Source organism: Mesorhizobium sp. C432A, from assembly GCF_030323145.1.
GTDB lineage: Bacteria > Pseudomonadota > Alphaproteobacteria > Rhizobiales > Rhizobiaceae > Mesorhizobium.
The window spans coordinates 5,749,291-5,769,894 of sequence record NZ_CP100470.1 but is presented as its reverse complement, the minus strand read 5'-3'; the positions used below and the strand labels follow the sequence as shown (position 1 = coordinate 5,769,894).

The 20,604-nt window shown below is 64.0% G+C and carries 18 protein-coding genes and 1 pseudogene; 10 read left to right on the top strand and 9 right to left on the bottom strand.

Going from position 1 to position 20,604, the window contains the following annotated elements:
* The first annotated feature begins 38 nt into the window (after positions 1–38).
* The gene (locus NLY33_RS28355; protein WP_023692175.1) at positions 39–458 is read left to right on the top strand and encodes a GNAT family N-acetyltransferase; all 420 of its coding nucleotides are present in this window, start codon (positions 39–41) and stop codon (positions 456–458) included.
* Here NLY33_RS28355 and NLY33_RS28350 read toward each other — a convergent pair.
* Positions 455–1,570: an anhydro-N-acetylmuramic acid kinase gene (locus NLY33_RS28350; RefSeq protein ID WP_023709179.1), complete on the bottom strand. Its 1,116-nt coding sequence runs from the start codon at positions 1,568–1,570 to the stop codon at positions 455–457. The two genes, NLY33_RS28355 and NLY33_RS28350, sit on opposite strands and share 4 nt — an antisense overlap.
* A 213-nt stretch (positions 1,571–1,783) precedes the next feature.
* Here NLY33_RS28350 and NLY33_RS28345 point away from each other — a divergent pair, with 213 nt between their 5' ends.
* The 5 genes from NLY33_RS28345 (at position 1,784) to NLY33_RS28325 (ending at position 6,547) form a co-directional block, all read left to right on the top strand.
* Entirely contained in the window at positions 1,784–2,467 is a 684-nt protein-coding gene (locus tag NLY33_RS28345) for an SDR family NAD(P)-dependent oxidoreductase (RefSeq protein ID WP_023704824.1), read from the top strand.
* Between the two features lie 172 nt (positions 2,468–2,639).
* Positions 2,640–3,494 (top strand): MetQ/NlpA family lipoprotein, encoded by an 855-nt coding sequence (locus NLY33_RS28340; RefSeq protein ID WP_023668580.1) that lies wholly within the window; start codon positions 2,640–2,642, stop codon positions 3,492–3,494.
* Positions 3,495–3,577: 83 nt separating this feature from the next.
* On the top strand, positions 3,578–4,666 hold the full coding sequence (locus NLY33_RS28335; protein WP_023704825.1) for a methionine ABC transporter ATP-binding protein: 1,089 nt from the start codon (positions 3,578–3,580) through the stop codon (positions 4,664–4,666).
* On the top strand, positions 4,647–5,303 hold the full coding sequence (locus NLY33_RS28330) for a methionine ABC transporter permease (protein WP_023668578.1): 657 nt from the start codon (positions 4,647–4,649) through the stop codon (positions 5,301–5,303). The genes NLY33_RS28335 and NLY33_RS28330 overlap by 20 nt, the downstream gene beginning before the upstream one ends.
* Positions 5,304–5,440: 137 nt before the next feature.
* The gene (locus tag NLY33_RS28325) at positions 5,441–6,547 is read left to right on the top strand and encodes an isopenicillin N synthase family dioxygenase (protein WP_023704826.1); all 1,107 of its coding nucleotides are present in this window, start codon (positions 5,441–5,443) and stop codon (positions 6,545–6,547) included.
* A 160-nt stretch (positions 6,548–6,707) separates the two neighbouring features.
* Here NLY33_RS28325 and fba read toward each other — a convergent pair whose 3' ends face one another.
* From fba to mtnK, 3 genes are all read right to left on the bottom strand, one after another.
* Positions 6,708–7,772, bottom strand: a complete 1,065-nt coding sequence (gene fba / locus NLY33_RS28320) for a class II fructose-bisphosphate aldolase (protein WP_023749737.1) — start codon at positions 7,770–7,772, stop codon at positions 6,708–6,710.
* A 316-nt stretch (positions 7,773–8,088) separates the two neighbouring features.
* The gene (gene mtnA / locus NLY33_RS28315) at positions 8,089–9,183 is read right to left on the bottom strand and encodes an S-methyl-5-thioribose-1-phosphate isomerase (RefSeq protein ID WP_023668575.1); all 1,095 of its coding nucleotides are present in this window, start codon (positions 9,181–9,183) and stop codon (positions 8,089–8,091) included.
* Positions 9,180–10,448 (bottom strand): S-methyl-5-thioribose kinase, encoded by a 1,269-nt coding sequence (gene mtnK, locus NLY33_RS28310; RefSeq protein ID WP_023704828.1) that lies wholly within the window; start codon positions 10,446–10,448, stop codon positions 9,180–9,182. The genes mtnA and mtnK overlap by 4 nt, the downstream gene beginning before the upstream one ends.
* Before the next feature lie 137 nt (positions 10,449–10,585).
* Here mtnK and NLY33_RS28305 point away from each other — a divergent pair, with 137 nt between their 5' ends.
* From NLY33_RS28305 to NLY33_RS28295, 3 genes are all read left to right on the top strand, one after another.
* Positions 10,586–12,097: a sugar ABC transporter ATP-binding protein gene (locus NLY33_RS28305; protein ID WP_023704829.1), complete on the top strand. Its 1,512-nt coding sequence runs from the start codon at positions 10,586–10,588 to the stop codon at positions 12,095–12,097.
* Between the two features lie 74 nt (positions 12,098–12,171).
* Positions 12,172–13,167, top strand: coding sequence for an ABC transporter permease (locus NLY33_RS28300; RefSeq protein ID WP_023668572.1), 996 nt, complete (start codon positions 12,172–12,174; stop codon positions 13,165–13,167).
* Between the two features lie 46 nt (positions 13,168–13,213).
* Positions 13,214–14,266 (top strand): substrate-binding domain-containing protein, encoded by a 1,053-nt coding sequence (locus tag NLY33_RS28295; RefSeq protein WP_023687049.1) that lies wholly within the window; start codon positions 13,214–13,216, stop codon positions 14,264–14,266.
* A gap of 71 nt (positions 14,267–14,337) precedes the next feature.
* On the opposite strand, the gene NLY33_RS28290 is transcribed toward NLY33_RS28295, so the two are convergent.
* The 5 genes and pseudogenes from NLY33_RS28290 to NLY33_RS28270 form a co-directional block, all read right to left on the bottom strand.
* Complete coding sequence (locus NLY33_RS28290; RefSeq protein ID WP_023704831.1) at positions 14,338–14,625, bottom strand: type II toxin-antitoxin system RelE/ParE family toxin; 288 nt, start codon at positions 14,623–14,625, stop codon at positions 14,338–14,340.
* Positions 14,618–14,878 (bottom strand): ribbon-helix-helix domain-containing protein, encoded by a 261-nt coding sequence (locus tag NLY33_RS28285; RefSeq protein ID WP_023704832.1) that lies wholly within the window; start codon positions 14,876–14,878, stop codon positions 14,618–14,620. The genes NLY33_RS28290 and NLY33_RS28285 overlap by 8 nt, the downstream gene beginning before the upstream one ends.
* 94 nt (positions 14,879–14,972) lie before the next feature.
* Positions 14,973–15,307, bottom strand: a pseudogene (locus NLY33_RS28280) (D-alanine--D-alanine ligase A); the annotation flags it as partial.
* Between the two features lie 214 nt (positions 15,308–15,521).
* Positions 15,522–17,576 carry a bifunctional aldolase/short-chain dehydrogenase gene (locus tag NLY33_RS28275; RefSeq protein WP_023709180.1) on the bottom strand — a complete coding sequence of 685 codons (2,055 nt, stop codon included), beginning with the start codon at positions 17,574–17,576 and terminating at the stop codon, positions 15,522–15,524.
* A gap of 94 nt (positions 17,577–17,670) precedes the next feature.
* Positions 17,671–18,642 carry a sugar-binding transcriptional regulator gene (locus tag NLY33_RS28270; RefSeq protein WP_023684445.1) on the bottom strand — a complete coding sequence of 324 codons (972 nt, stop codon included), beginning with the start codon at positions 18,640–18,642 and terminating at the stop codon, positions 17,671–17,673.
* A gap of 190 nt (positions 18,643–18,832) precedes the next feature.
* On the opposite strand from NLY33_RS28270, the gene NLY33_RS28265 reads away from it, so the two are divergent.
* Complete coding sequence (locus tag NLY33_RS28265) at positions 18,833–20,473, top strand: acyl-CoA synthetase (protein WP_023684444.1); 1,641 nt, start codon at positions 18,833–18,835, stop codon at positions 20,471–20,473.
* The last annotated feature ends 131 nt before the right edge of the window (positions 20,474–20,604 follow it).

Below are 20,604 nucleotides of genomic sequence, written 5' to 3'. Positions count from 1 at the left end.
TTCGCTAGAGCTTGGCTTGCCATGCGAGCCCCGCCCGGATGAAGACGACGCTTGAAACCACTGCCGACCCCTCGTCAGACGACCTCGCCTTCCTGGCCGAGCGGCTGACGGCGTTCAATGACGGCGATGTCGGCCCCTCCGGCCGCAAGCCGATCGCGGTCTTCGTTCGTGACGAGCACGGCGCTGTCGTCGCCGGCATTTCGGGATACACCGCCTGGGGCTGGCTCTATGTGCAATGGCTGTGGGTCGACGAACGCCTGCGCGGCCAGCATATGGCCGGCGACATGCTGGACGCTGCCGAGCGCGAAGCAGTCGCCCGGGGCTGCCAGACCGCCTGGATCGACACGTTCAATCCGACAGCGGCCAAAGTCTATGAGCGGCAAGGCTACCGGCGTTTCGGCGAGCTGCCTGACTTTCCCATCGGCCGCAGCCGCATCTTCCTGCAGAAGAAGCTCTAACCTGCCAGCCGCCCGCCTTGCATCGGCCGCGGCACGCCGGTGGTGCTGGGAAAGCTGATCGGCAGGCCGCGCAGCACGCGCACGGCAAGGAAGGCAAAGCATTCGGCCTCCACCGCATCGCCTTTCCAGCCCAGTGTCTCGGCCTGCACCACCTCGACGTTGGCGCGCCTCGCCAGCATCGCCATCATCGTCGGGTTGCGGCGGCCGCCGCCACTGACCGCTAGGCGCTTCGGCCGGCGCGGCAACAAATCGAGCGCCTTGCCGACGGCCGAGACGGTGAAGGCCGTCAGCGTCGCCGCCCCATCCTCTGCGCTGAGGCCGTCGGCCATGGCGGCGCCGAAGTCGAAACGGTCGAGCGATTTCGGATAGGGCTTGGTCAGATACGGATGCTGGAGCAATTTGGCCAGCCGCACTTCATCGACGGTGCCGGCCGCGCCCAGTGCGCCGTCGCGGTCCATCTCGCCGAGGCCGTTTGCCTTGATGAAATCGTTGAGCGGCGCGTTGGCCGGGCCAGTGTCGAAGGCGACGATGTTGTCCTTGCCGTCCCACCAAGTGACGTTGCCGACACCGCCGAGATTGAGCACAGCGGTGTCCCCGCTGGCGTCGGCTTCCCTCAAAAGCGCCGCGTGGTAGGCAGCCGCCAGTGGTGCGCCCTGGCCGCCAGCGCGCACATCGTCCGAGCGGAAATCATAGGCGACCTTGGCGCCCAAAATGGAATGCATCAGCGCGCCATCGCCCAACTGGCGCGTATCGCCGCGCCGCCCGGGTTGCGGGGCACGATGCAGCACGGTTTGGCCGTGAAAACCGACCACGCCGATATCGCCTATGGTTAGGCCGTAGCTTTCGACAAGGTCCTTCACCGCCGCCGACTGCGCCCGCGTCAGCGCCTCCTCGGCTTCGGCAAAGATCGCCGGCTCGGGCCCGTCGAAATTCCACACCCGGGCCTGACGCAGCGTCTCCTCCAGCAAGGCACGGATCGCTGCGGGGTAGGGGGCCAGCGTATAGGTGCCGAAATCGGCGATCCGCTCGCCATCGGTCTTGATCAGCGCCACGTCGATATTGCCGTCAAGCACGGTGCCGGTCATCAGGCCGACGGCCCAGATTGGTTCCACGGTCGACTCCCTTGCGACACCGTTTGCGATTCCAACGCAATCACCTGTCGGACGGATTGTCTCGCCAGGCAAGACCCTGGCCGCGGTCGATTGCTCCGAACCTGCCGGCAGAGTTTTTCACCGAACAGCGAAAATCGAGCAACGCCGTTCTTGCGTCTCGCCGCTCAAGACGCCAGCTATGAGACGAACACGTCATCGCCAAGGAGAAACGACATGGCATCCGAAGTCGCAGTGATCGCCGGCGCGGGTGCGGGCCTGAGCGCCTCTTTGGCACGCCTTCTCACCACGGAAGGCTATCTTGTGGTGCTGGCCGCCCGCAACACGGCCAAACTCGCGGCGCTGGTCGGGGAAACCGGCGCGCTGGCCGTCGAAACCGACGTCGCCGATCCGGCCTCCGTCGCCGGCCTGTTTGACGCCGCCGACAAGCAAGGCCCGCTGGCCCTTGCCGTCTTCAATGCCAGCGGCCGCACGCGCGGCCCGATCGCCGAGGTCGATCCCGATGCGGTCAAACAAGCCTTGCTTGTCGGCGCCTATGGCGGCTTCCTGGTCGGCCAGCAAGCGGCGCGGCGGCTGCTTGCGCGCGGCTCCGGTTCGATTCTTTTCACCGGCGCCTCCGCCAGCATCAAGGGCTTTCCCAACTCCGCCGGCTTTGCCATGCCGAAATTCGGCCTGCGCGGTCTGGCTCAGTCGATGGCGCGCGAACTCTTCCCGAAGAACATCCATGTCGCCCATTTCATTATCGACGGCCAGATCGAGCCGGTCGGGACGAAGCCCGAGCGACCGGACAGCCAGCTGTCGCCCGATGCGATCGCGCAGACCTATCTCGCGACCCATCGCCAGCATCGCAGCGCCTGGAGCTTCGAGGTCGAGCTGCGGCCCTTTGTCGAGACATTCTGACCGGTCCGGCGTGACCGTTCTCGCAATTGCGAAATCTTTGAGAGAATATTCCCGGCTTCGTGTTTGAGAAGAAATGCGGTTCTTTGATCCGGCAAGCAGCATTGCCGATGATGTCGTCAAGGCTTGGTATTCCACCTCGCCGCAATGACTTCAGGATTACGAGGGATCGACAATGTCCGAACGCGGAAACGCTTCCAGCTCTCTTCTTTTTTCAGCCATCAGCCGGCGAGCTGCCCTTGCGGCACTTTTTGCCTCGGCCGTCACGCTTGCCGGTCTGGCTCAGCCGACGCCGTCCTTCGCCGAGGACAAGAAGTCTATCAAGGTCGGCATCATCAGCGGCGAGGATGAGGATGTCTGGCGCGTCGTCGTCGCCCAGGCCGCCGAAAAAGGCCTGACCGTCGAGACCGTGGTGTTCAACGACTACACCCAGCCCAACGAGGCGCTCGAGCGCGGCGAGATCGACGCCAACGCCTTCCAGCACCAGCCCTATCTCGACAACCAGATCAAGACCCAAGGGTACCACATCGTGCGCGTCGGCTACACCGGCGTCTGGCCGATCGGCCTCTACTCCAAGAAATACACCAAGGTTGCCGACCTGCCCGAAGGCGCCGTCATCGGCTTGCCCAACGACCCCTCGAATGAGGGCCGCGCGTTGCGCGTTCTGCAGAACGAAGGCGTGATCAAGCTGAAGGACGGCACCGGCATCCTGGCGACCACCGCCGACATTGCCGAGAACCCTAAGAAGGTCGTCATCAAGGAACTGGACGCCGGCATTGTCGGCCGCTCGGTCGAGGATCTCGACGCGGCTGTCGTCAACACCGACTGGGCGCTGAAGAGCGGTCTCGGCCCGGACAACCGCATCGCCCAGGAGCCAGTGGCCGACAACCCCTACCGCAACTTCATCGCCGTGAAATCCGGCAACGAGAACGAGGCGTGGGTGAAGACGCTGGTCGCGTCCTACCAGAACGAGGCGGTCAAGGCCGAGTTCGACAAGGTCTACAAGGGCACCGGGATCAGCGCCTATTGATTGGCGCCTGGTTGTCAGGAGCAGGCGGCCCGCTGTTGAGCGGGCCGCTGTCGCATTTGTCGAGCGTTGAAACGGACAGTGAGATGAACCAGCACGTCACGGCCGAGGCATCCGGTCCGGTCAATATATCGGCCGGGCAAGAAGATGTCGTACGCCTCGTCGACCTCAAGCGCCGCTTTGGCGCGACGCCTGCGCTCGACGGCGTCTCGCTGACGGTGAAGAAGGGCGAGATCCTCGGCATCATCGGCCGCAGCGGAGCCGGCAAGTCGACGCTGATCCGCTGCCTCAACGGGCTGGAGCGGCCGGACTCCGGCGACGTCTTCATCGAGGGCCGCGAGATCGGCCGGCTCGGCGAGCGTGAATTGCAGCCGCTGCGGCGTCGCATCGGCATGATCTTCCAGCACTTCAATCTGCTGTCGGCCAAGACCGTGGAGGACAATGTCGCGCTGCCGCTGAAGATCGAGGGCCGCCCAAAGGCCGAACGGCTGGCGCGCGCCGCCGAATTGCTCCACCTCGTCGGCCTGTCGGAGAAGGCGAAGGCCTATCCGTCCTCGCTGTCGGGCGGCCAGAAGCAGCGCGTCGGCATCGCCAGGGCGCTGGCCGCGCGGCCAGCGCTGCTGCTGTCCGACGAGGCGACCTCAGCGCTCGATCCGGAGACGACGCGCTCCATCCTGGCCTTGCTGAAAGACATCAACCGGCAGCTCGGCCTGACCATCCTGCTCATCACCCACGAGATGGAGGTGATCCGCTCGATCGCCGACCGCGTCGCGGTGATCGATGCCGGGCGCATCGTCGAGCAAGGCCCGGTGTGGTCGGTCTTTGCCGAGCCGCGTTCCGAAATCACCAGGAGCCTGCTCGGCGGCATCCGCCCGCAACTGCCGGCCGAGATTGCCGGCCGGCTTGCTCCCGGAGGCGGCGCCGAGCTCATCCTCAGGGTCGACGTCGCAGGTGAGGCCGCGCGCGGTCCGCTGCTGTCCGATCTTGCGGTGGCGGTGCCGGGGCCGTTCCGCCTCGTCCATGGTGGCATCGACCATGTCCAGCAGCAGCCGGTCGGCACGCTGTTCCTTGCGGTCGCGGGCAACGATCCGAAACATCTGTCGAAAGTAATCGCATTCCTGAAGGCCCGCGACGCACGGGTGGAGGTGCTTGGCCATGTCGCCGGTTCTGTTTGAACTTCTGCTGCGCTCGATCTGGGAGACGGTCCTGATGACGGCGGCATCGGGCCTCATCTCGCTCGTCTTCGGGCTGCCGCTCGGCCTGGCATTGATTGCCACCGAGCGCGGCGGCATTGCCGAAAGCCTGTGGGTGAACCGCGCGCTCGGCGCCGTCATCAACGGCTTCCGCTCGGTGCCTTTCATCATCCTTCTGGTGGCGCTGATCCCGGTGACGCGGCTGATCGTCGGCACCTCGATCGGCACCTGGGCGGCGATCGTGCCGTTGTCGATTGCGGCGACGCCCTACTATGCCCGCATCGCCGAAGTGTCGCTGCGCGAGGTCGATCGCGGCCTGATCGAGGCGGCGCGCGCCATGGGCGGCAACCGCTGGACGATCATCCGCGAGGTGCTGGTGCCCGAAGCTTTGCCCGGCATCGTCGCCGGTTTCACGGTGACGCTGGTAACGCTGATCGGCGCTTCGGCCATGGCCGGCGCCATCGGTGCCGGCGGGCTCGGCGATCTCGCCATCCGCTATGGCTACCAGCGTTTTGAGACCAGCGTCATGGTCGCCGTGGTCATTGTGCTGATCATTCTCGTTTGCGGCATCCAGTGGGTCGGCGACCGGCTGGTCGCCAGGCTGGACCGGCGCGGATGAGCGGCCACGAACGTTATTTGCCGGCAGGCTGCCAAACGCAGCGTCGGCTTTCTCTATCGGGGCCGAGATTGGATTGCGCGTTGCTTTGATCGGACCGGCCTGCGTGCCACCGTGACAGCGAAACAAGGAGCTTGACCATGCCCAGGATCGTACCCGTGCTTGATCTCGGCCGCCTCGAGCAGGGCGCTTCGGAACGGCGAACGTTTCTCTTCGACCTGCGCACGGCCGCGCGCGATGTCGGCTTCTTCTATTTGACCGGCCACGGCATATCGGCTGCGGATACCGCAGAAGTGCTCGACGCGTCGCGCCGCTTCTTTGCCCTGCCGGAAGCCGACAAACTGGCAATTGAAATGGTCAAGTCCTCGCAGTTCCGCGGCTACACGCGCGCCGGCGGCGAGCTGACCAAAGGCAAGGCCGACTGGCGCGAACAGCTCGACATCGGCGTCGAACGCGCGGCCATCGAACAAGGCCCCGGCGTGCCCGCTTGGACGCGGCTGCAAGGGCCCAACCAGTGGCCGGCCACGCTGCCCGAGCTGAAGCCGGCGCTGCTCGCATGGCAGGCCAAGGCGACCGCGGTGGCGATCCGGCTGCTTAGGGCCTTCGCTTTGTCGCTCGACCAGGCCGAGGACGCCTTCGATCCGATCTACCGGGCCGAGCCCAACCATCGCATGAAGATCGTGCGCTACCCCGGCCGCGACGCCACCGGCGACAACCAGGGCGTCGGCGCGCACAAGGATGGCGGTTTCCTGACGCTTCTGCTGCAGGACGAGAACAAGGGGCTGCAGGTCGAATATGACGGCGCCTGGGTCGACGTCGATCCGCTGCCCGACACGCTGGTGGTCAACATCGGCGAACTGCTCGAACTGGCGTCGAACGGCTATCTCCGGGCGACAGTCCACCGTGTGGTGACACCGCCGGCCGGCGTCGAGCGCGTCTCGGTCCCGTTCTTCTTCAGCGCCCGGCTCGACGCCACGATTCCGCTGCTCGACCTGCCCGAGGATGTAGCGGCCGAGGCGCGGGGGCCGGCCAGCGATCCCGACAACCCGCTGTTTCGCAATGTCGGCACCAATGTGCTGAAGAGCCGCCTGCGCTCGCATCCCGACGTGGCGCGCCGGCACTATGCCGATCTTCTGGAAACCGACGCCTCACCGGCTGAAATCTTTCAAAACGAGAACGAAATTTCCGAATCTCGCGTTGTTTTAGAAAGCCGTTCGTCGCCATATGCGGCGAATACGCGCATATAGGAATTATCGTTCGGCGGTTTCCTCCCATTCCACCGAGCGGTGTTCCCCTCTGAAGGTTCTTGACCTTCTTTTGGCCGGGCCGCTTTCGCGCCCGGCCTTTTTTATGTCAATAGCTCTTCTTTCTTCCCCACAAGGGAGAAGGAAGAGGCGCCAGGGGACTTCACCCAAACTTCGGATCAAGGCTCCCCGACTTGTAGCGCTTGGCCATCTCGGCCACCGGCAGCGGCTTGATCTTCTGCGCGTTGCCGGCGGTGCCGAACTGCTCGAAGCGCTCCTTGCACAGCTTGCGCATCGCAGCCATGGCCGGCGTCAAATATTTGCGCGGATCGAACTCCGACGGGTTTTCGGTAAGCACCTTGCGGATGGCGCCGGTCAGCGCCATGCGGTTGTCGGTGTCGATGTTGATCTTGCGCACGCCGTGCTTGATGCCGCGCTGGATCTCTTCCACCGGCACGCCCCAGGTCGGCTTCATCTGGCCGCCATATCTATTGATGATTTCCTGCAGGTCCTCGGGCACTGAGGACGAGCCGTGCATCACCAGATGCATGTTGGGCAGGCGGCGGTGGATTTCCTCGATGACGTTCATCGCCAGCACCGCGCCGTCCGGCTTGCGCGAGAATTTGTAGGCGCCGTGGCTGGTGCCCATGGCGACAGCCAGCGCATCGACATGGGTGTCCTTGACGAATTCGACCGCCTGCACTGGGTCGGTCAAGAGCTGGTCGTGGCTGATGGCGCCTTCGACGCCGTGGCCGTCTTCCTGCTCGCCGCCGCCGCTCTCAAGCGAACCGAGCACACCGATCTCGCCTTCCACCGACACGCCGCCCCAATGCGCCATGTCGACGACGCGCCGGGTGATTCCGGAATTGTAGGCATAGTCGGCCGGCGTCTTGCCGTCCTCTTTCAGCGAGCCGTCCATCATCACCGAGGTGAAGCCGTACTGGATGGCGGTGACGCAGGTGGCTTCGTTGTTGCCATGGTCGAGATGCATGCAGACCGGGATGTCGGGGTGGATTTCGACCAGCGCGTCGATCAGCTTGGCCAGCACCACATCATTGGCGTAGGCGCGGGCGCCGCGGCTTGCCTGCAGGATGACCGGCGACTTGGTCTCCTCGGCCGCCTCCATGATGGCGAGGCCCTGTTCCATATTGTTCATGTTGAAAGCGGGTACGCCGTAGCCGTACTCGGCGGCGTGATCGAGCAATTGTCTCAGTGTTATGCGAGCCACCCAATAGTCTCCCGTATCTGGTTTCAAGCGCAACGTCGCGGGCCGGCCGATTGCCGGCCTAGATGCTTCTGGCCGGATTTCGCCAGAACCGCAACCGTCAGCGGCCATCGAGGCCGCAATTCTTGTTGCAGGGCTGAAATCCGGTAGCCAGCCGGTGAGGCGCTAATCTCCCCCATTGAGGGGGAGATGGCCGGCAGGCCAGAGGGGGTCGGTTCGACTGGAGCGCTAGCATCATCTGTCGGTGCTGGGAGGTCGCGTCAGGACGCGCCGACCCCCTCTGTCGCCTTTGGCGACATCTCCCCCTCAAGGGGGGAGATTATCCGCGTTCGGGGAACATCGCCTTCAACCCTTCGCGCGAAGCCTTGGCCACACCGCGCTCGGTGATCAGCCCCGTCACCAGCCGTGCCGGCGTCACATCGAACGCCGGATTGGCCGCCGGCGTCGCTTCGGGCGAAACCCGAACCTGCGCGATCTTGCCGTCCGCCGTCTTGCCCCAGACCAGCGACACCTCGTCACCGGAGCGTTCCTCGATCGGGATTTCGGTGAGGCCATCACCCACCGTCCAGTCGATGGTCGGCGAGGGCAGAGCGACGTAGAAGGGCACCTCATTATCGGAGGCGGCGAGCGCCTTGAGATAGGTGCCGATCTTGTTGCAGACGTCGCCATTGGCCGTGGTGCGGTCGGTGCCCACGATCACCATGTCGACCGCGCCACGCTGCATCAGATGGCCGCCGGCATTGTCGACGATCAGCGTGTGCGGCACGCCGTGGCCGGCCATCTCCCAGGCGGTCAGCTGGGCGCCCTGGTTGCGCGGGCGCGTCTCGTCGACATAGACATGGACCGGAATGCCGGCCTCGACGGCGAGATAGATCGGCGACGTGGCGGTGCCGTAATCGACCGTCGCCAGCCAACCGGCGTTGCAATGGGTGAGGATGTTGACCGGCTCGCCCGGCTTCTTGCGTGCCGCGATCTCCTTGATGATGGCAAGCCCGTTCTCGCCGATGGCGCGATTGAGATCGACATCCTCGTCGGCGATTTCGGCAGCGCGCTTATAGGCCGCCTCCGCGCGCTGTCCCAATACGATCGGCCTTAGGAACCGCCGCATCTCGTCCAGCGCCCAGCGTAGATTGATCGCAGTCGGCCGCGTCTTGTGCAGCGTCTCCCAGACCGCGTCGAGCGCTTCGTCAGACGGATCGTCCGCCATCTGGATGGCGACGCCGTAGGCCGCGGTGACGCCGATCAGCGGCGCGCCACGAACCCACATGTCACGGATCGCGGTGGCGATGCCGGCAACGCTCCCGATCGTCTCGACCCGGAACTCGTGCGGCAGCCAGCGCTGGTCGATGATCTCGACCGAACGCTGGTCGTCGCTCAGCCAGATGGTGCGGTAGTGGCGCTCGCCGACGTTCAAATCCTGCTCTCCCGTTCGATCAAAGCGGCCAGATTATTGACCTCGTCCATGCCGTGAATCTGGCGCCGGTTGACGGCGATGTGACGGCCGAATTTCAGCGCCTTGGCCTCGCAGGAGGCTCGCAGATCCTCGTCTTCAATGGTCTCGAAATCGGCATTGTGGGCGAGGCCGAGGATGCGCCGGTGCACCTCGATGCCGGCAAAGCCGAGCAGGTCGGTCCAGATCTGGTGCAGCACATGGTCGAGCGCCTGCTCCGAGGCGAGAATGTCGCCCTGATCCTCGAACAGGCTCTTCTGGTAAAGCATGCCGGTGCGCTCGGTGCGCCATAGATGCGAGAACTCGGCGCGGAACACCGTCCAGGTGTCGTTGGTCACCCCGAGCAGATAGGCACGCATGGCGTCACGCTTGCCCTTGTGTTCATGGCCGCGCTGCGAGAAGTAGGACATCCAGAAATTGGCGAGCAGCATGCCTACATCGAAGGCCATCGGACCGTAGAAGGCGAACTCCGGATCGATCATCCGCGTCTCGGTGTCGGTGACCATGATCGAGCCCGAATGCAGGTCGCCATGCAGCAGCGTCTCGGCGTTGGCGGCGAAGATATGCTTCAGCCGCTGCGCTTCGACCTTGAGGTCGCGGTCGGCGCGCAGTTCGGCAACCAGGCCGTCGAGCTGCGGCGAGGTGTGCCGGTTCAGCTTGGCATCGAAATATGGGTCGGAAAACACCAGGTCTTCGGTGATGCCGCAGAGCTCGACATTGTCGGCAAACAGCGCCAGGTCGGCCTTGCGGTCCTTGGTGGGCATGGAGAGATCAGAGCCGCGGAACAAAGTGCGGGCCATGAACAGGCCGATGTCGCGGGCGATATTTGGCAACTCGCGGCCGTCGATCAGGGCACGGCGCAGGATGATGTGCGGCGGCGCCAGATATTCCATGATGATCAGCGCCTGGGCTTCGTCGAAATGGAGGATCGCCGGCACCGAGCCCGGCGCGCGCGCCTCTTGCCGCGTCAGCGCGTGATACTCGAAGAAGGAGCGTTTGAGCGGCAACGGCCAGCTGTCGCCGACGAGGCGAACATAGGGCAGGGCCTGCTTGACCACGGCCGCACCCGAGCCGCCTTCGACGATGAAGACGAGGTTCAGATTGCCGTCGCCGACCTCGCGCACCTTCCAAGGGCCCTTGCCGATTTTGGCGCACAGCGCTTCGTTCGTACCGAGGCGCGTTGCAAGCGTCTCCACCGACAGTGCTTCAAACGGCAATTTCGCAGTCATTCCTCACCCTCCCGCTTGCTCGCTCCAATCATAGTGGAGCGATGGCGGTGAGGCCAAGCTAGGAAGCTGACTGGCAATTGTCAATCGAGTTGACAATTGATGACGTAGCCCATAGCGTCATCGTCAGGGAGGAACGAATGGGCAATGATGCCGTGTTCCGCGTGGACGGGCTGAGGAAATCCTTCGGCCATATCGAGGTGCTTGGCGGCGTCTCGCTCGAACTGCATGCCGGTGAGATCACCGTGCTGATGGGCGCCAACGGCGCCGGCAAGTCCACCCTCGTCAAGATCATCAGCGGCGTCTACGACCATGACGGCGGCATCATGCACCTCGCTGGCGGCAACTTTGCGCCGAACACGCCGGCAGAGGCGATCCGCGCCGGTGTCGTTACCGTGCACCAAAACATCAATGACGGCGTCGTCGCCGATCTCGATGTCGCCACCAATCTGACGCTCGACCGGTTGACCGGCAAGGGCGCGCCGCTGCTGTTCAACCCCGGCCGGGTGCGCCGCGAAGCCAAAGCGGTGGCCGACCGCATGGGGCTCGCCATCGACCTCAAGGCCCGCATCAGCGACCTGTCGCTGGCCGATCGCCAGATGGTGGCCATCGCGCGCGCCATGGCGCACCAGCCGAAAGTGCTGATCCTCGACGAGCCGACCTCGTCGCTGTCCAGCGCCGAGGCCGACCGGTTGTTTGCGCTGCTCGACCGCTTGCGCGAGCAGGGCGTCGCCATCCTCTACATCTCGCATCGCATGTCGGATATCAGGCGGCTGGCCGACCGCATCGTCTCGATGCGCGATGGCGTCATCTCAGGCGTCTTCGACAGCAAGCCTCTCGACTATGAGGGTGCCGTTAACGCCATGCTCGGCCGCAAGATCCATCTTGACCGCATCGAAGCCAGGAGTTCTGCCAAGCCGATCCTGACCGTCGATTCCTTGCGCATCGCCCCTGGTGCCCGGCCATTCTCGCTGACGCTCGGCGACGGCGAGGTCGTTGCCATCACCGGCCTCGTCGGCGTCGGCAAGACAGCGCTCGCCGAGACGCTGTTCGGCCTGCGCAAGCCGCTGTCCGGCACGATGACTTTATATGGCAAGCCCTATGCGCCCGCGTCGACCGGCGAAGCCATCGCCGCCGGCGTGTTTCTGGTCGCCAAGGACCGTGGCGAAAACGGCATCGTCGGCGGCTTCAACATCCAGGAAAACATCAGCCTGCCCTTCCACAAGCGCATGTCGCGCTTTTCAGTTCTCAAACGCGGCCTTGAACGCACTATTGCCCGCCGGCAGATCGAGGATCTCGGCATCGTCTGCCGCTCGGAGAAGGACGAGATGACCACTCTGTCGGGCGGCAACCAGCAGAAGGTGATGGTGGCCCGCTGGATGGCGCAGGACGCCCGATTGTTCATTCTCGACGAACCGTTCCAGGGCGTCGATATCTCCGCCAGGCGCGACATCGCCGCCAAGCTGAGGGCCAGCGCCAATGGCCGCGCCACGCTGCTGTTCGTCACCGAACTCGACGAGGCACTGGAGACGGCCGATCGCATATTGGTGATGTCCGAGCAGACCATCGTCGGCGAACACCGCAACGCCGATGTCGATCTCGACCGTCTGCTGGCCGAAGTCGCGGGCGGGCCGTTGCACAGTGCGGCCTGAGCCACGATGATTGAAGAACTGAGGGTTGGAATGGAGTGCACGGGTTTGAGTTGGGTATTGACGGCGGGCGCTGAATGACGCTGCGCGATTACGCTATCCGCTACGGGTTCATCGTGCTTCTGTTCGGGCTGATCGCGTATTTCGCCATCGCCGCCGACGGGTTCGTCTCGCCGCAAAGTGCCGTCTTCATTTTCCAGTCGGTCGCCATCACCGGCGTGCTGGCGCTGGGCGTCACCGCCACACTGGTTGTCGGCGGCTTCGATCTCTCGATCGGCTCGGTCGCCACATCGGCCATGATGGCGGCTGCCTATGTCATGGTGGTGCTGGAGCAGAACGTTGTCGTCGCTGTCCTCATCTGCCTGCTCATCGGCGCCCTTGTCGGCCTCATCAATGGCTGGCTGATCGTCTATATGCGCGTGCCCGATCTGCTGGCGACGCTCGGCATGATGTTCCTGCTCGTCGGCTTGCAGCGCATCCCGACTGAAGGACGCTCCATCGCCACCGGTATGACAATGCCGGACGGCTCGGTCGCCAACGGCAAATTCTCCGACGCCTTCCTGGCGCTCGGCCGCCACCGCTTCGACTTCTTCATCCCGAACCTCATTCCGGTCTCGGTGGTCGTGCTGATCGTGCTCGCCGTGCTGATCTGGTTCTTCCTCGAATACACACGCTTCGGCCGCATGATGTATGCCGTGGGCAGCAATGAACGGGCCGCCGAACTCGCCGGCGCGCCTGTCAAGGCATACAAGATCTGGGCCTACGTCATTTCAGGAGTTTTTGCCTCGATCGGCGGGATTTTGCTGGCCGCACGGCTTGGACGCGGTGACATCGCGTCGGGTAATAATCTGCTGCTCGATGCGGTTGCCGCGGCGCTGATCGGCTACGCGGTGCTCGGCGCCGCCAAGCCGAACGCCTTCGGCACCGCCATCGGCGCGCTGTTCGTCGGCATCCTGCTGCAAGGCCTGACGATGATGAACGCGCCTTACTACACGCAGGATTTCGTCAAGGGCGTGGTTCTCGTCGTCGCCCTTGTCTTTACCTTCGCCCTTTCCGGCCGGGGCAGGAGATAGAATGGCTGCCGGGACAGTTTTGGGTTCAACAAACGGAGGAAAGAACGTGAACATCACAAGACGACTTTTGGGGAAGGTCGCGCTCGGATTGGCCGGCGCAACAATGCTGATGCAGGTCCCGGCCTTTGCCGCCGACAAGCCGGCGCCGTTCGACAAGCCCGGCGTCAAGATCGCGCTGGTGCGCTATCTCTCGACCGGCGATTTCTTCCAGGCCTATCTCTCGGGCGTCGAGTCCCAGTCCAAGGCGCTCGGCATCGATCTGCGCGTGCTCGACAGCCGCCAGGACGCCGCCCTTCAATCCGACATGGTCGACCAGGCCATCGCACTCGGCGTGCAGGGCATCATCATCCAGCACGGCCTGACGGAATCGATGAAGGACGCCGCCCAGCGCGCGGTCGATGCCGGCATCAAGGTCGTCGCCTTCGACGTCAATGTCGAAAACCCCAAGATCCCGCAGATCGAACAGTCCGACAAGGACCTTGCGCGCCTGGCGCTCGAGCAGGCGGTCAAGGACAATGGCGAGAGCTGGAACGCCGGCTATGTCTATGTCGCTGGCATCGCGCCGCTCGACCGCCGCAACGAGACCTGGGTCGACGTGAAGAAGAAACATGCCGGCATCAAGGAAGTCGCGATGTTCGGCACGCTCGACAACCCGATCGCCAACTCGGTCGCCAACCAGGCGCGCTCGGTGCTGCAGGCGCATCCCGACATCAATGTGATGTTCGCGCCCTATGACGAGTTCGCCAAGGGTGTGAAGATCGCCGTCGACGAGGCGGGGCTGAACAAGAAGATCAAGATCTACTCCGCCGACATCTCTACCTCGGACATCGCGGCCATGCGCGAGACCGACAGCGCCTGGGCCGCCACCGCCGCCACCAACCCTGCCGTCGTCGGCCAGGTCTCGGTGCGCGCGCTGGCGCAGCTGCTCGCCGGTGAAGATCCCGGCCACAACGTCGTCGTGCCGCCGACGCTGATCACCCAGAAGGACCTGATCGACAAGGACATCAAGAACATGGAGGACCTGTCGGCCAAGCTGCCGCAATTCGCCCATGCCGATGTCGCCATGCCGGCCTGGATGCCGAACCCGAACGCGAAGTAGGATCGGTCGTCTGATAGATGCGAAGGGCGGCTATGGGCCGCTCTTTTCATATTGATGGTAAGCCTGCCGGCCTACAACCAATGGTCTGGATCGCGCATCCCGGGGACAATCGCCACAGCGATAACACCATCGGGCTGCGGCTCGTAGATGATGATATAGCGGTCTTCGACGAGCACGCGGGCCGTTGCGCTTAACTCGGGCCGTGCGCTGCCCATCTTGGGGTGCTGCGCCGCCAGCTCCAGTCTTTCGAAAATGCGCATCAACAGTCTGTCTGCTGCCTTTTCATTGTCGGCGGCGATGGTGTGCCAGATGTCTCGCAAATCCTGCGAAGCGCGCGGTGTGAGCCGATGGCTAGCCACGGGCGCGGCGTTCTGCCTTCAGGCTGCGAATGAACTCGGTGTGGTCGACAGCCACTGGCTTGCCGCTGCCCATCCCGTCGGCATAGGCCCGCTTCAAGTGCTGGAGTTCGAGCGTGCGCAATTCCTCGCGCTGCTCCCATAAGCGCAGGGCGTCGCGGACAATCTCGCTGTTGGAAGCATAACCGCCACCTTCGATAGCGCTTTGCAGGCGAGCTATCTGCTGCGCGGTAAGGGATATGGTGAGGGTGCGCATAGGTTCGTTTTTCATACCCACATTATAATGCAGCCAACAAGATCTAACAATATCTGTTAGGAATCTGCCCCTGCATCATGACCGCCCGACGCGCACCAGCCACCGCGCCGTCCTCGCCATGCAGGCGTGCAGCACCGGAACACCATATTCGATGGCAGGCAGGTCATGCGGCGCCCTTGGCGGGATCGCCAGCATCCGCCATGCCCGCCCGGCGGCAGGCAAAGCTGCGTCCCATCAGACGGTGTCGCCAGCGCGCCGTCCTTGAAATCGCTTAGCAGCCATTGGCCTTCGCGGGTGACGAAGGTGGGAACGGAGTCGTATTTCGCCGATCCAGAGTACGCATGACATGGTTGCCGAAAGCAGCGAAACCTCATGCTCGGCGGAGCGCCCGCCGAACAGCACGCCGACACGAAGTCTCTTCGCAGCCATCGACAACTCCACCAAGGATCAGGGTCGGAGCTCGCATGCGAAACACAAGGCGCGCCCTAAAGTGGTCGAGCAATAGGCCAAGGATTGGAGTGGATTTTGACCAGTTCGAGCAGTTTTTCAGCACGACCTGCAAAAGCAGTTCTCCGCCTGGAGTCCTTCAGGTGGGAGAGCGGTTCGTCGTTTTGGTGAACGATGAACCGCTCCAGGTCTATGTCTAGCGCAGCGCTGCGGCGATGTTGCCACCGTCGACCGTCGTCACATCGGCGGTGGTGCGTTCGGCCAATGCTTGGTGCAGGAAGGCCTGCGCCACGTCTTCTGCCGTCACCTCCTGTCCGAGCAGATTGCCCGACATGTATTCCTTCTCCGACACGCCGCGCGCGCCGGAACGGCTGGCGATCATGGCGTCGGTCAACAGGCCGGAGCGGATGCGGTCGGCGTTGACCGCATTGGAGCGGATGCCGTGCGCGCCGTAGTCGAGCGCATATTGCCGGGACAGGAATAGCGTCGCCGCCTTCGGCACACCATAGGCGCCGAATTTCGGACCCGGGTTGACCGCCTGCTTGGAGGTGTTGAACAACAACACACCGCCGGTGCCCTGTTCCAGCATGATGCGCACCGCGTTCTGCGCCGCCGACTGGTGGGCGAAGAAGTTGAGCTCGAAACTCTTGCGCAGCAGGGCATCGTCGAGCTCGCCGATGCGGCCTTCCCAGGCGGCACCGGCGTTGGAGACCAGAATGTCGACGCCGCCATAGACAGCGACAGCTTTGTCGAAGGCGGCGCGCAGCTCGGCCGGGTTGGTGATGTCGGCGCCGACGCCGATCGAATTGTTGCCGGCTGCCTTTGCCGCCTCGGCCGCCCTGGCCGCATCGAGATCGACGACGACGGCATGCGCGCCATTGGCGGCGAACAGTTTTGCCGTCGCAGCACCGATCGCGCCGGCGCCGCCAGTGATCAGCACCACCTGGCCGGTCAGCGGCTTCGGCTTGTTGGAGGCGAGCTTGGCCTGCTCAAGCGACCAGTACTCCAGCGGGAAGAGGTCGGCCTTCGATAGAGGATGGAAGCTGCCGACGGCCTCGGCGCCGCGCACCGCCTCGATCCACATCTCGCCGACATCAGATGCGATCTTCGCATCCTTCAGCGTGCGGCCATGGCCGAACATGCCGAGGCCCGGCACCAGCGTCAGCCGCGGCATCGGGTCGAGCATGGTGCGCTGGACGTCGTCCAGCGCATCGTTGGTTTCGAAATAGGCGCGATAGTCGTTGGCGAAGGCGTCGACATGGCTCTTGATGACGGCCTTGTAGTCGCCAATCTTGTCGGCGTCTGGCGCCGGAACCGCCATCGGTCCGGTCTTGATGCGGATCGACAGGTCGGGCGTCGACACGCCGCGTCCGGCATAGTCTGCAATGCCGGCCGAATTGATGAAATCGACAATGGCATCCGAGGTGCGGAAGTCGCTGATCATGCGGTCGAAGCGGCCTTCGCCACGCGCCACCGCCACCGCGCCACGCAGCATCGGCGCGATCGCTGCCGGCGTTGCGAGCTTGGCCGGCAGTGCGGCTTTCGCTGCCTTCGGCTTGCCGTTCTTCGCCACATAGTCTTCGGCCACGTTCACATAATGGATCATGCGGTCATAGGCCTGCTTCGCAGCGTCGCCGAAGGTGAAGATGCCATGCTTGTCGAGGATCAGGCCTTCGACGCTGGGGTCGGCGTCGTAGACATCGGCGGCCACCTTGGCGAGGTCGAAGCCCGGCTTGATGTAGGGCACGTACCCCATCTTGTCGCCGAACACGGTCTTGATCAGCGGCTTGCTGTCCGCCTGGTCGACGATGGCGAGGATCGCGGTCGAATGCGTGTGGTCGACGAATTTATGCGGCAGGAAGGCGTGCAGCAGCGTCTCGACCGATGGATTGGGGGAGGCGGGGTCGATGAGGTTCGCCCGCTGCAGCGCCACCATGTCCTCGTCGGCGAGGCTGGCCAGCGCACGCGCCTTCAGCAGCGCGCCGAGCTTGACCGCCGGCAGGCCTTGCGGCTCGATCACACCCATGTCCCAGCCGCTGCCCTTGACGCACAGCACATCCCATTCGTCGCCGACGAGATCGGTGGCCTTGGTCTTGCAGGAGGTGTTGCCGCCGCCATGCAGCACCAGCCGCGGCTCGCCGCCGAGCAGCCGGGTCGTGTAGACGCGCAGCGCGAGGTCGCGGGCAACGCCCTTTTTCGCATAGTCGGCAACCAGTCTTTCCGCGTCGCCGTCATTCCAAAGGTTCTTCATGTCGCTATGTCCGCTTTGCTGTCTTTGATGTTGCTGTGAACAGGAGTGCCGCGACGCCTTGATGACAATGCGCCTGCTGCTGGGATTTCGTTGGTCAGGAAGCCTTTTTTGCCCCCGCACTGGCTCCGGCATGGTCGAGCAGCCGCCGCGCCATGCTGGCGCCGACGACGAGATGCGTGCAGAGTCCGCCGGCGAGCGCGGCGAGCAGCGGTTCGAACTTGCTGTCTTCCTGCACCACCATCAGCCGCTTTTCGATCTGGCGCAGTGACGACAGCGAGGCCGAGATGACGCGGCGGTTGTAGCTGCAGTCGAGCGCCTTGCCGGTGGCATCGATGATCTGGCCGGCAACGACGCCGGCGGCGCCCGCTTCGCGCAACAGCCCCATCTCGCCGGGGCTGAGCGCGCCGCATTTGACGACATGGCTGTCGCCATCGACGGTGCCGACCGAATAGAGCGCCAGATCGCAGTTGGCAATATCGGCCAGTTGTTCGCGGATCACCGGTTCGGCGCGCAGCCCATGCGCCAGCAATTCCGTCGTCAGCACCAGCGGCGCGTAGAAATTGAGGCCCTTGGCGTTGAGCCGCCGGGCGATCTCCATCGTGCACTGGTCGGGACGGTAGGAGTAGGGCGCGCCGAGATTGCCGCAGAGCTGCACAACGGTGACGTCCTGCAGGTCGGCATAGGACATGACGTCGGCGATGGTGTAGACGGTGCGGCCCCAGGCGACGCCGATCCGGTCGCCCTTCTTGACCAGTTCGAGAAAGACGCCCGCCGCCAGCACCGCAACGTCCGTCGAAGGGTCGACGACATAGGCATTCTCCGGCGCGATCCACACCGCATCAAGCTTGAGCGCGTCCTCGAGCTGGCGCGCAAGCACGTCGTCGGTGAACAGCTGCGTCGAGGTCGAGATGTTGACGATGCCGGTCTCGCGCGCCTTGCGCAAATACATGGCGACCGAGGCGCGGGAGATGTTAAGCTGGCTGGCGACCTGGTCCTGGCGCAGGCCATGGGCATAATAGAGCCATGCGGCCTTGTGGATAAGCTGTTCTGCCGGTCGGATCGCCATGCCGTCTCCTCGGCTGACATTATTCACGGCTCTCGACAAAAGTCAAACTGGCGTGGGTACACGATACCTCTTTGCCCATCGAATCTGGACGATCATTGCGCCAAATGTGCCCGGTCGGGAATCGCCGATGGTGACGTGGCGGGAAGCTGTGGTTAGAAGTTCTCAACAATGAAAATTCGGGGAGCACGGGATGGGCAGTCCCTACGAGCAGGATCTCGGCAAGAACGCCGCCAACCATCAGCCGCTGACGCCGCTCACCTATCTGGAGCGGGCGGCAAGCACCTATCCCGATCATGTCGCCATCATCCATGGCAGCCAGCGCATCACCTATCGCACCTTCTGGCAGCGCTCGCTGAAGCTCGCCTCGGCTCTGTCGAAGCGCGGCATCGGCAAGGGTGATACGGTGACCGTCATGCTGTCCAACACGCCCCCCATGCTGGAGGCGCATTTCGGCGTGCCGATGGCCAAAGCGGTGCTGCATTCGCTCAACACAAGGCTCGATGCCGCCGTCATCGCGTTCCAGCTCGACCATGCCGAGACCAAGGTGCTCATCGTCGACCGCGAATTCGCTGCTGTCGTCAAACAGGCACTGGCACTGGCCAAGGTGAAGCCGCTGGTCATCGACTATGACGATCCCGACTATGCCGCCGATGCACCCTATCCCAAGGGCGAGCGCATCGGCGCGATCGACTATGAGGCGTTCGTCGCCGGCGGTGACCAGGGCTACGCCTGGTCGATGCCCGACGACGAATGGGACGCCATCTCGCTCAACTACACCTCCGGCACGACAGGCAATCCGAAGGGCGTCGTCTACCACCATCGCGGCGCTGCCCTGATGGCTTACACCAACACCATCCATGCCGGCATGGCCAAGCACGCCGTCTATCTGTGGACGCTGCCGATGTTCCACTGCAATGGTTGGTGCTTCCCATGGACAATGGCCGTCCAGGCCGGCACCCATGTCTGCCTGCGCTGGGTGCGGCCGAAGCCGATCTACGATGCCATCGCCGACCACGGCGTCACACATCTTTGCGGTGCGCCGGTCGTCATGTCGGTGCTCATCAACGCCAGCGATGAGGACAAGCGCCACTTCCCGCAGACCGTTACCTTCAACACCGCTGCCGCGCCGCCGCCGGAAGCCGTGCTGTCAGGCATGGCCGACGCCGGCTTTGCCGTCACCCATCTCTACGGCCTGACCGAGACCTATGGCCCGGCGGTCGTCAACGAATGGCACACCGCCTGGGACGGTCTCGACAAGGGCGAACGCAGCGCCAGAAAGGCCAGGCAGGGCGTGCGCTATGCCGCACTCGAAGGCCTGACGGTGATGGACGCGGAGACGATGCAGAAGACGCCGGCCGACGGCGAGACCATCGGCGAGGTCATGTTCCGCGGCAACATTGTCATGAAGGGCTATCTGAAGAACAGGAAGGCGACCGACGAGGCTTTCGCCGGCGGCTGGTTCCACTCCGGCGACCTCGGCGTCATGCATCCCGACGGCTACATCCAGCTCAAGGACCGCTCCAAGGACATCATCATCTCCGGCGGCGAGAACATTTCATCGATCGAGGTCGAGGAAGCCCTCTACAAACACCCGTCCGTGGCGTCCTGCGGCGTCGTCGCCAAGGCAGACGACAAATGGGGCGAGGTGCCGGTCGCCTATGTCGAACTGAAGCCCGGCAAGGTGGCAAGCGAGGCCGAGATCATCGAACACTGCCGCGCGCTGCTCGCCCGCTTCAAGGTGCCGAAGGCGGTGATTTTTGCCGAGATCCCGAAGACATCGACGGGGAAGATCCAGAAGTTTCAGCTGCGGGAAATGGCGAAGGGATCTTAGTTCCAGAGCGCAACGGCACGCGCAAGGTCGAGTTCGCGCACACCCTCTGTCACCCTCTGTCACCAAATTATACGCGTACGTCGAATTCGCATTGACACTTCCCTCTTTTCGATTTACGACTGACGAAAGTT

Excerpts from the sequence above, each read along its gene's own strand:
- NLY33_RS28355 (WP_023692175.1), top strand. The coding sequence starts at position 39 with ATGAAGACGACGCTTGAAACCACTGCCGACCCCTCGTCAGACGACCTC.
- NLY33_RS28265 (WP_023684444.1), top strand. The coding sequence starts at position 18,833 with ATGGGCAGTCCCTACGAGCAGGATCTCGGCAAGAACGCCGCCAACCAT.
- NLY33_RS28275 (WP_023709180.1), bottom strand. The coding sequence starts at position 17,576 with ATGAAGAACCTTTGGAATGACGGCGACGCGGAAAGACTGGTTGCCGAC.
- mtnK (WP_023704828.1), bottom strand. The coding sequence starts at position 10,448 with ATGACTGCGAAATTGCCGTTTGAAGCACTGTCGGTGGAGACGCTTGCA.
- NLY33_RS28345 (WP_023704824.1), top strand. The coding sequence starts at position 1,784 with ATGGCATCCGAAGTCGCAGTGATCGCCGGCGCGGGTGCGGGCCTGAGC.
- NLY33_RS28300 (WP_023668572.1), top strand. The coding sequence starts at position 12,172 with ATGACGCTGCGCGATTACGCTATCCGCTACGGGTTCATCGTGCTTCTG.
- NLY33_RS28270 (WP_023684445.1), bottom strand. The coding sequence starts at position 18,642 with ATGGCGATCCGACCGGCAGAACAGCTTATCCACAAGGCCGCATGGCTC.
- NLY33_RS28325 (WP_023704826.1), top strand. The coding sequence starts at position 5,441 with ATGCCCAGGATCGTACCCGTGCTTGATCTCGGCCGCCTCGAGCAGGGC.
- NLY33_RS28285 (WP_023704832.1), bottom strand. The coding sequence starts at position 14,878 with ATGCGCACCCTCACCATATCCCTTACCGCGCAGCAGATAGCTCGCCTG.
- NLY33_RS28305 (WP_023704829.1), top strand. The coding sequence starts at position 10,586 with ATGGGCAATGATGCCGTGTTCCGCGTGGACGGGCTGAGGAAATCCTTC.
- NLY33_RS28330 (WP_023668578.1), top strand. The coding sequence starts at position 4,647 with ATGTCGCCGGTTCTGTTTGAACTTCTGCTGCGCTCGATCTGGGAGACG.
- NLY33_RS28340 (WP_023668580.1), top strand. The coding sequence starts at position 2,640 with ATGTCCGAACGCGGAAACGCTTCCAGCTCTCTTCTTTTTTCAGCCATC.
- NLY33_RS28335 (WP_023704825.1), top strand. The coding sequence starts at position 3,578 with ATGAACCAGCACGTCACGGCCGAGGCATCCGGTCCGGTCAATATATCG.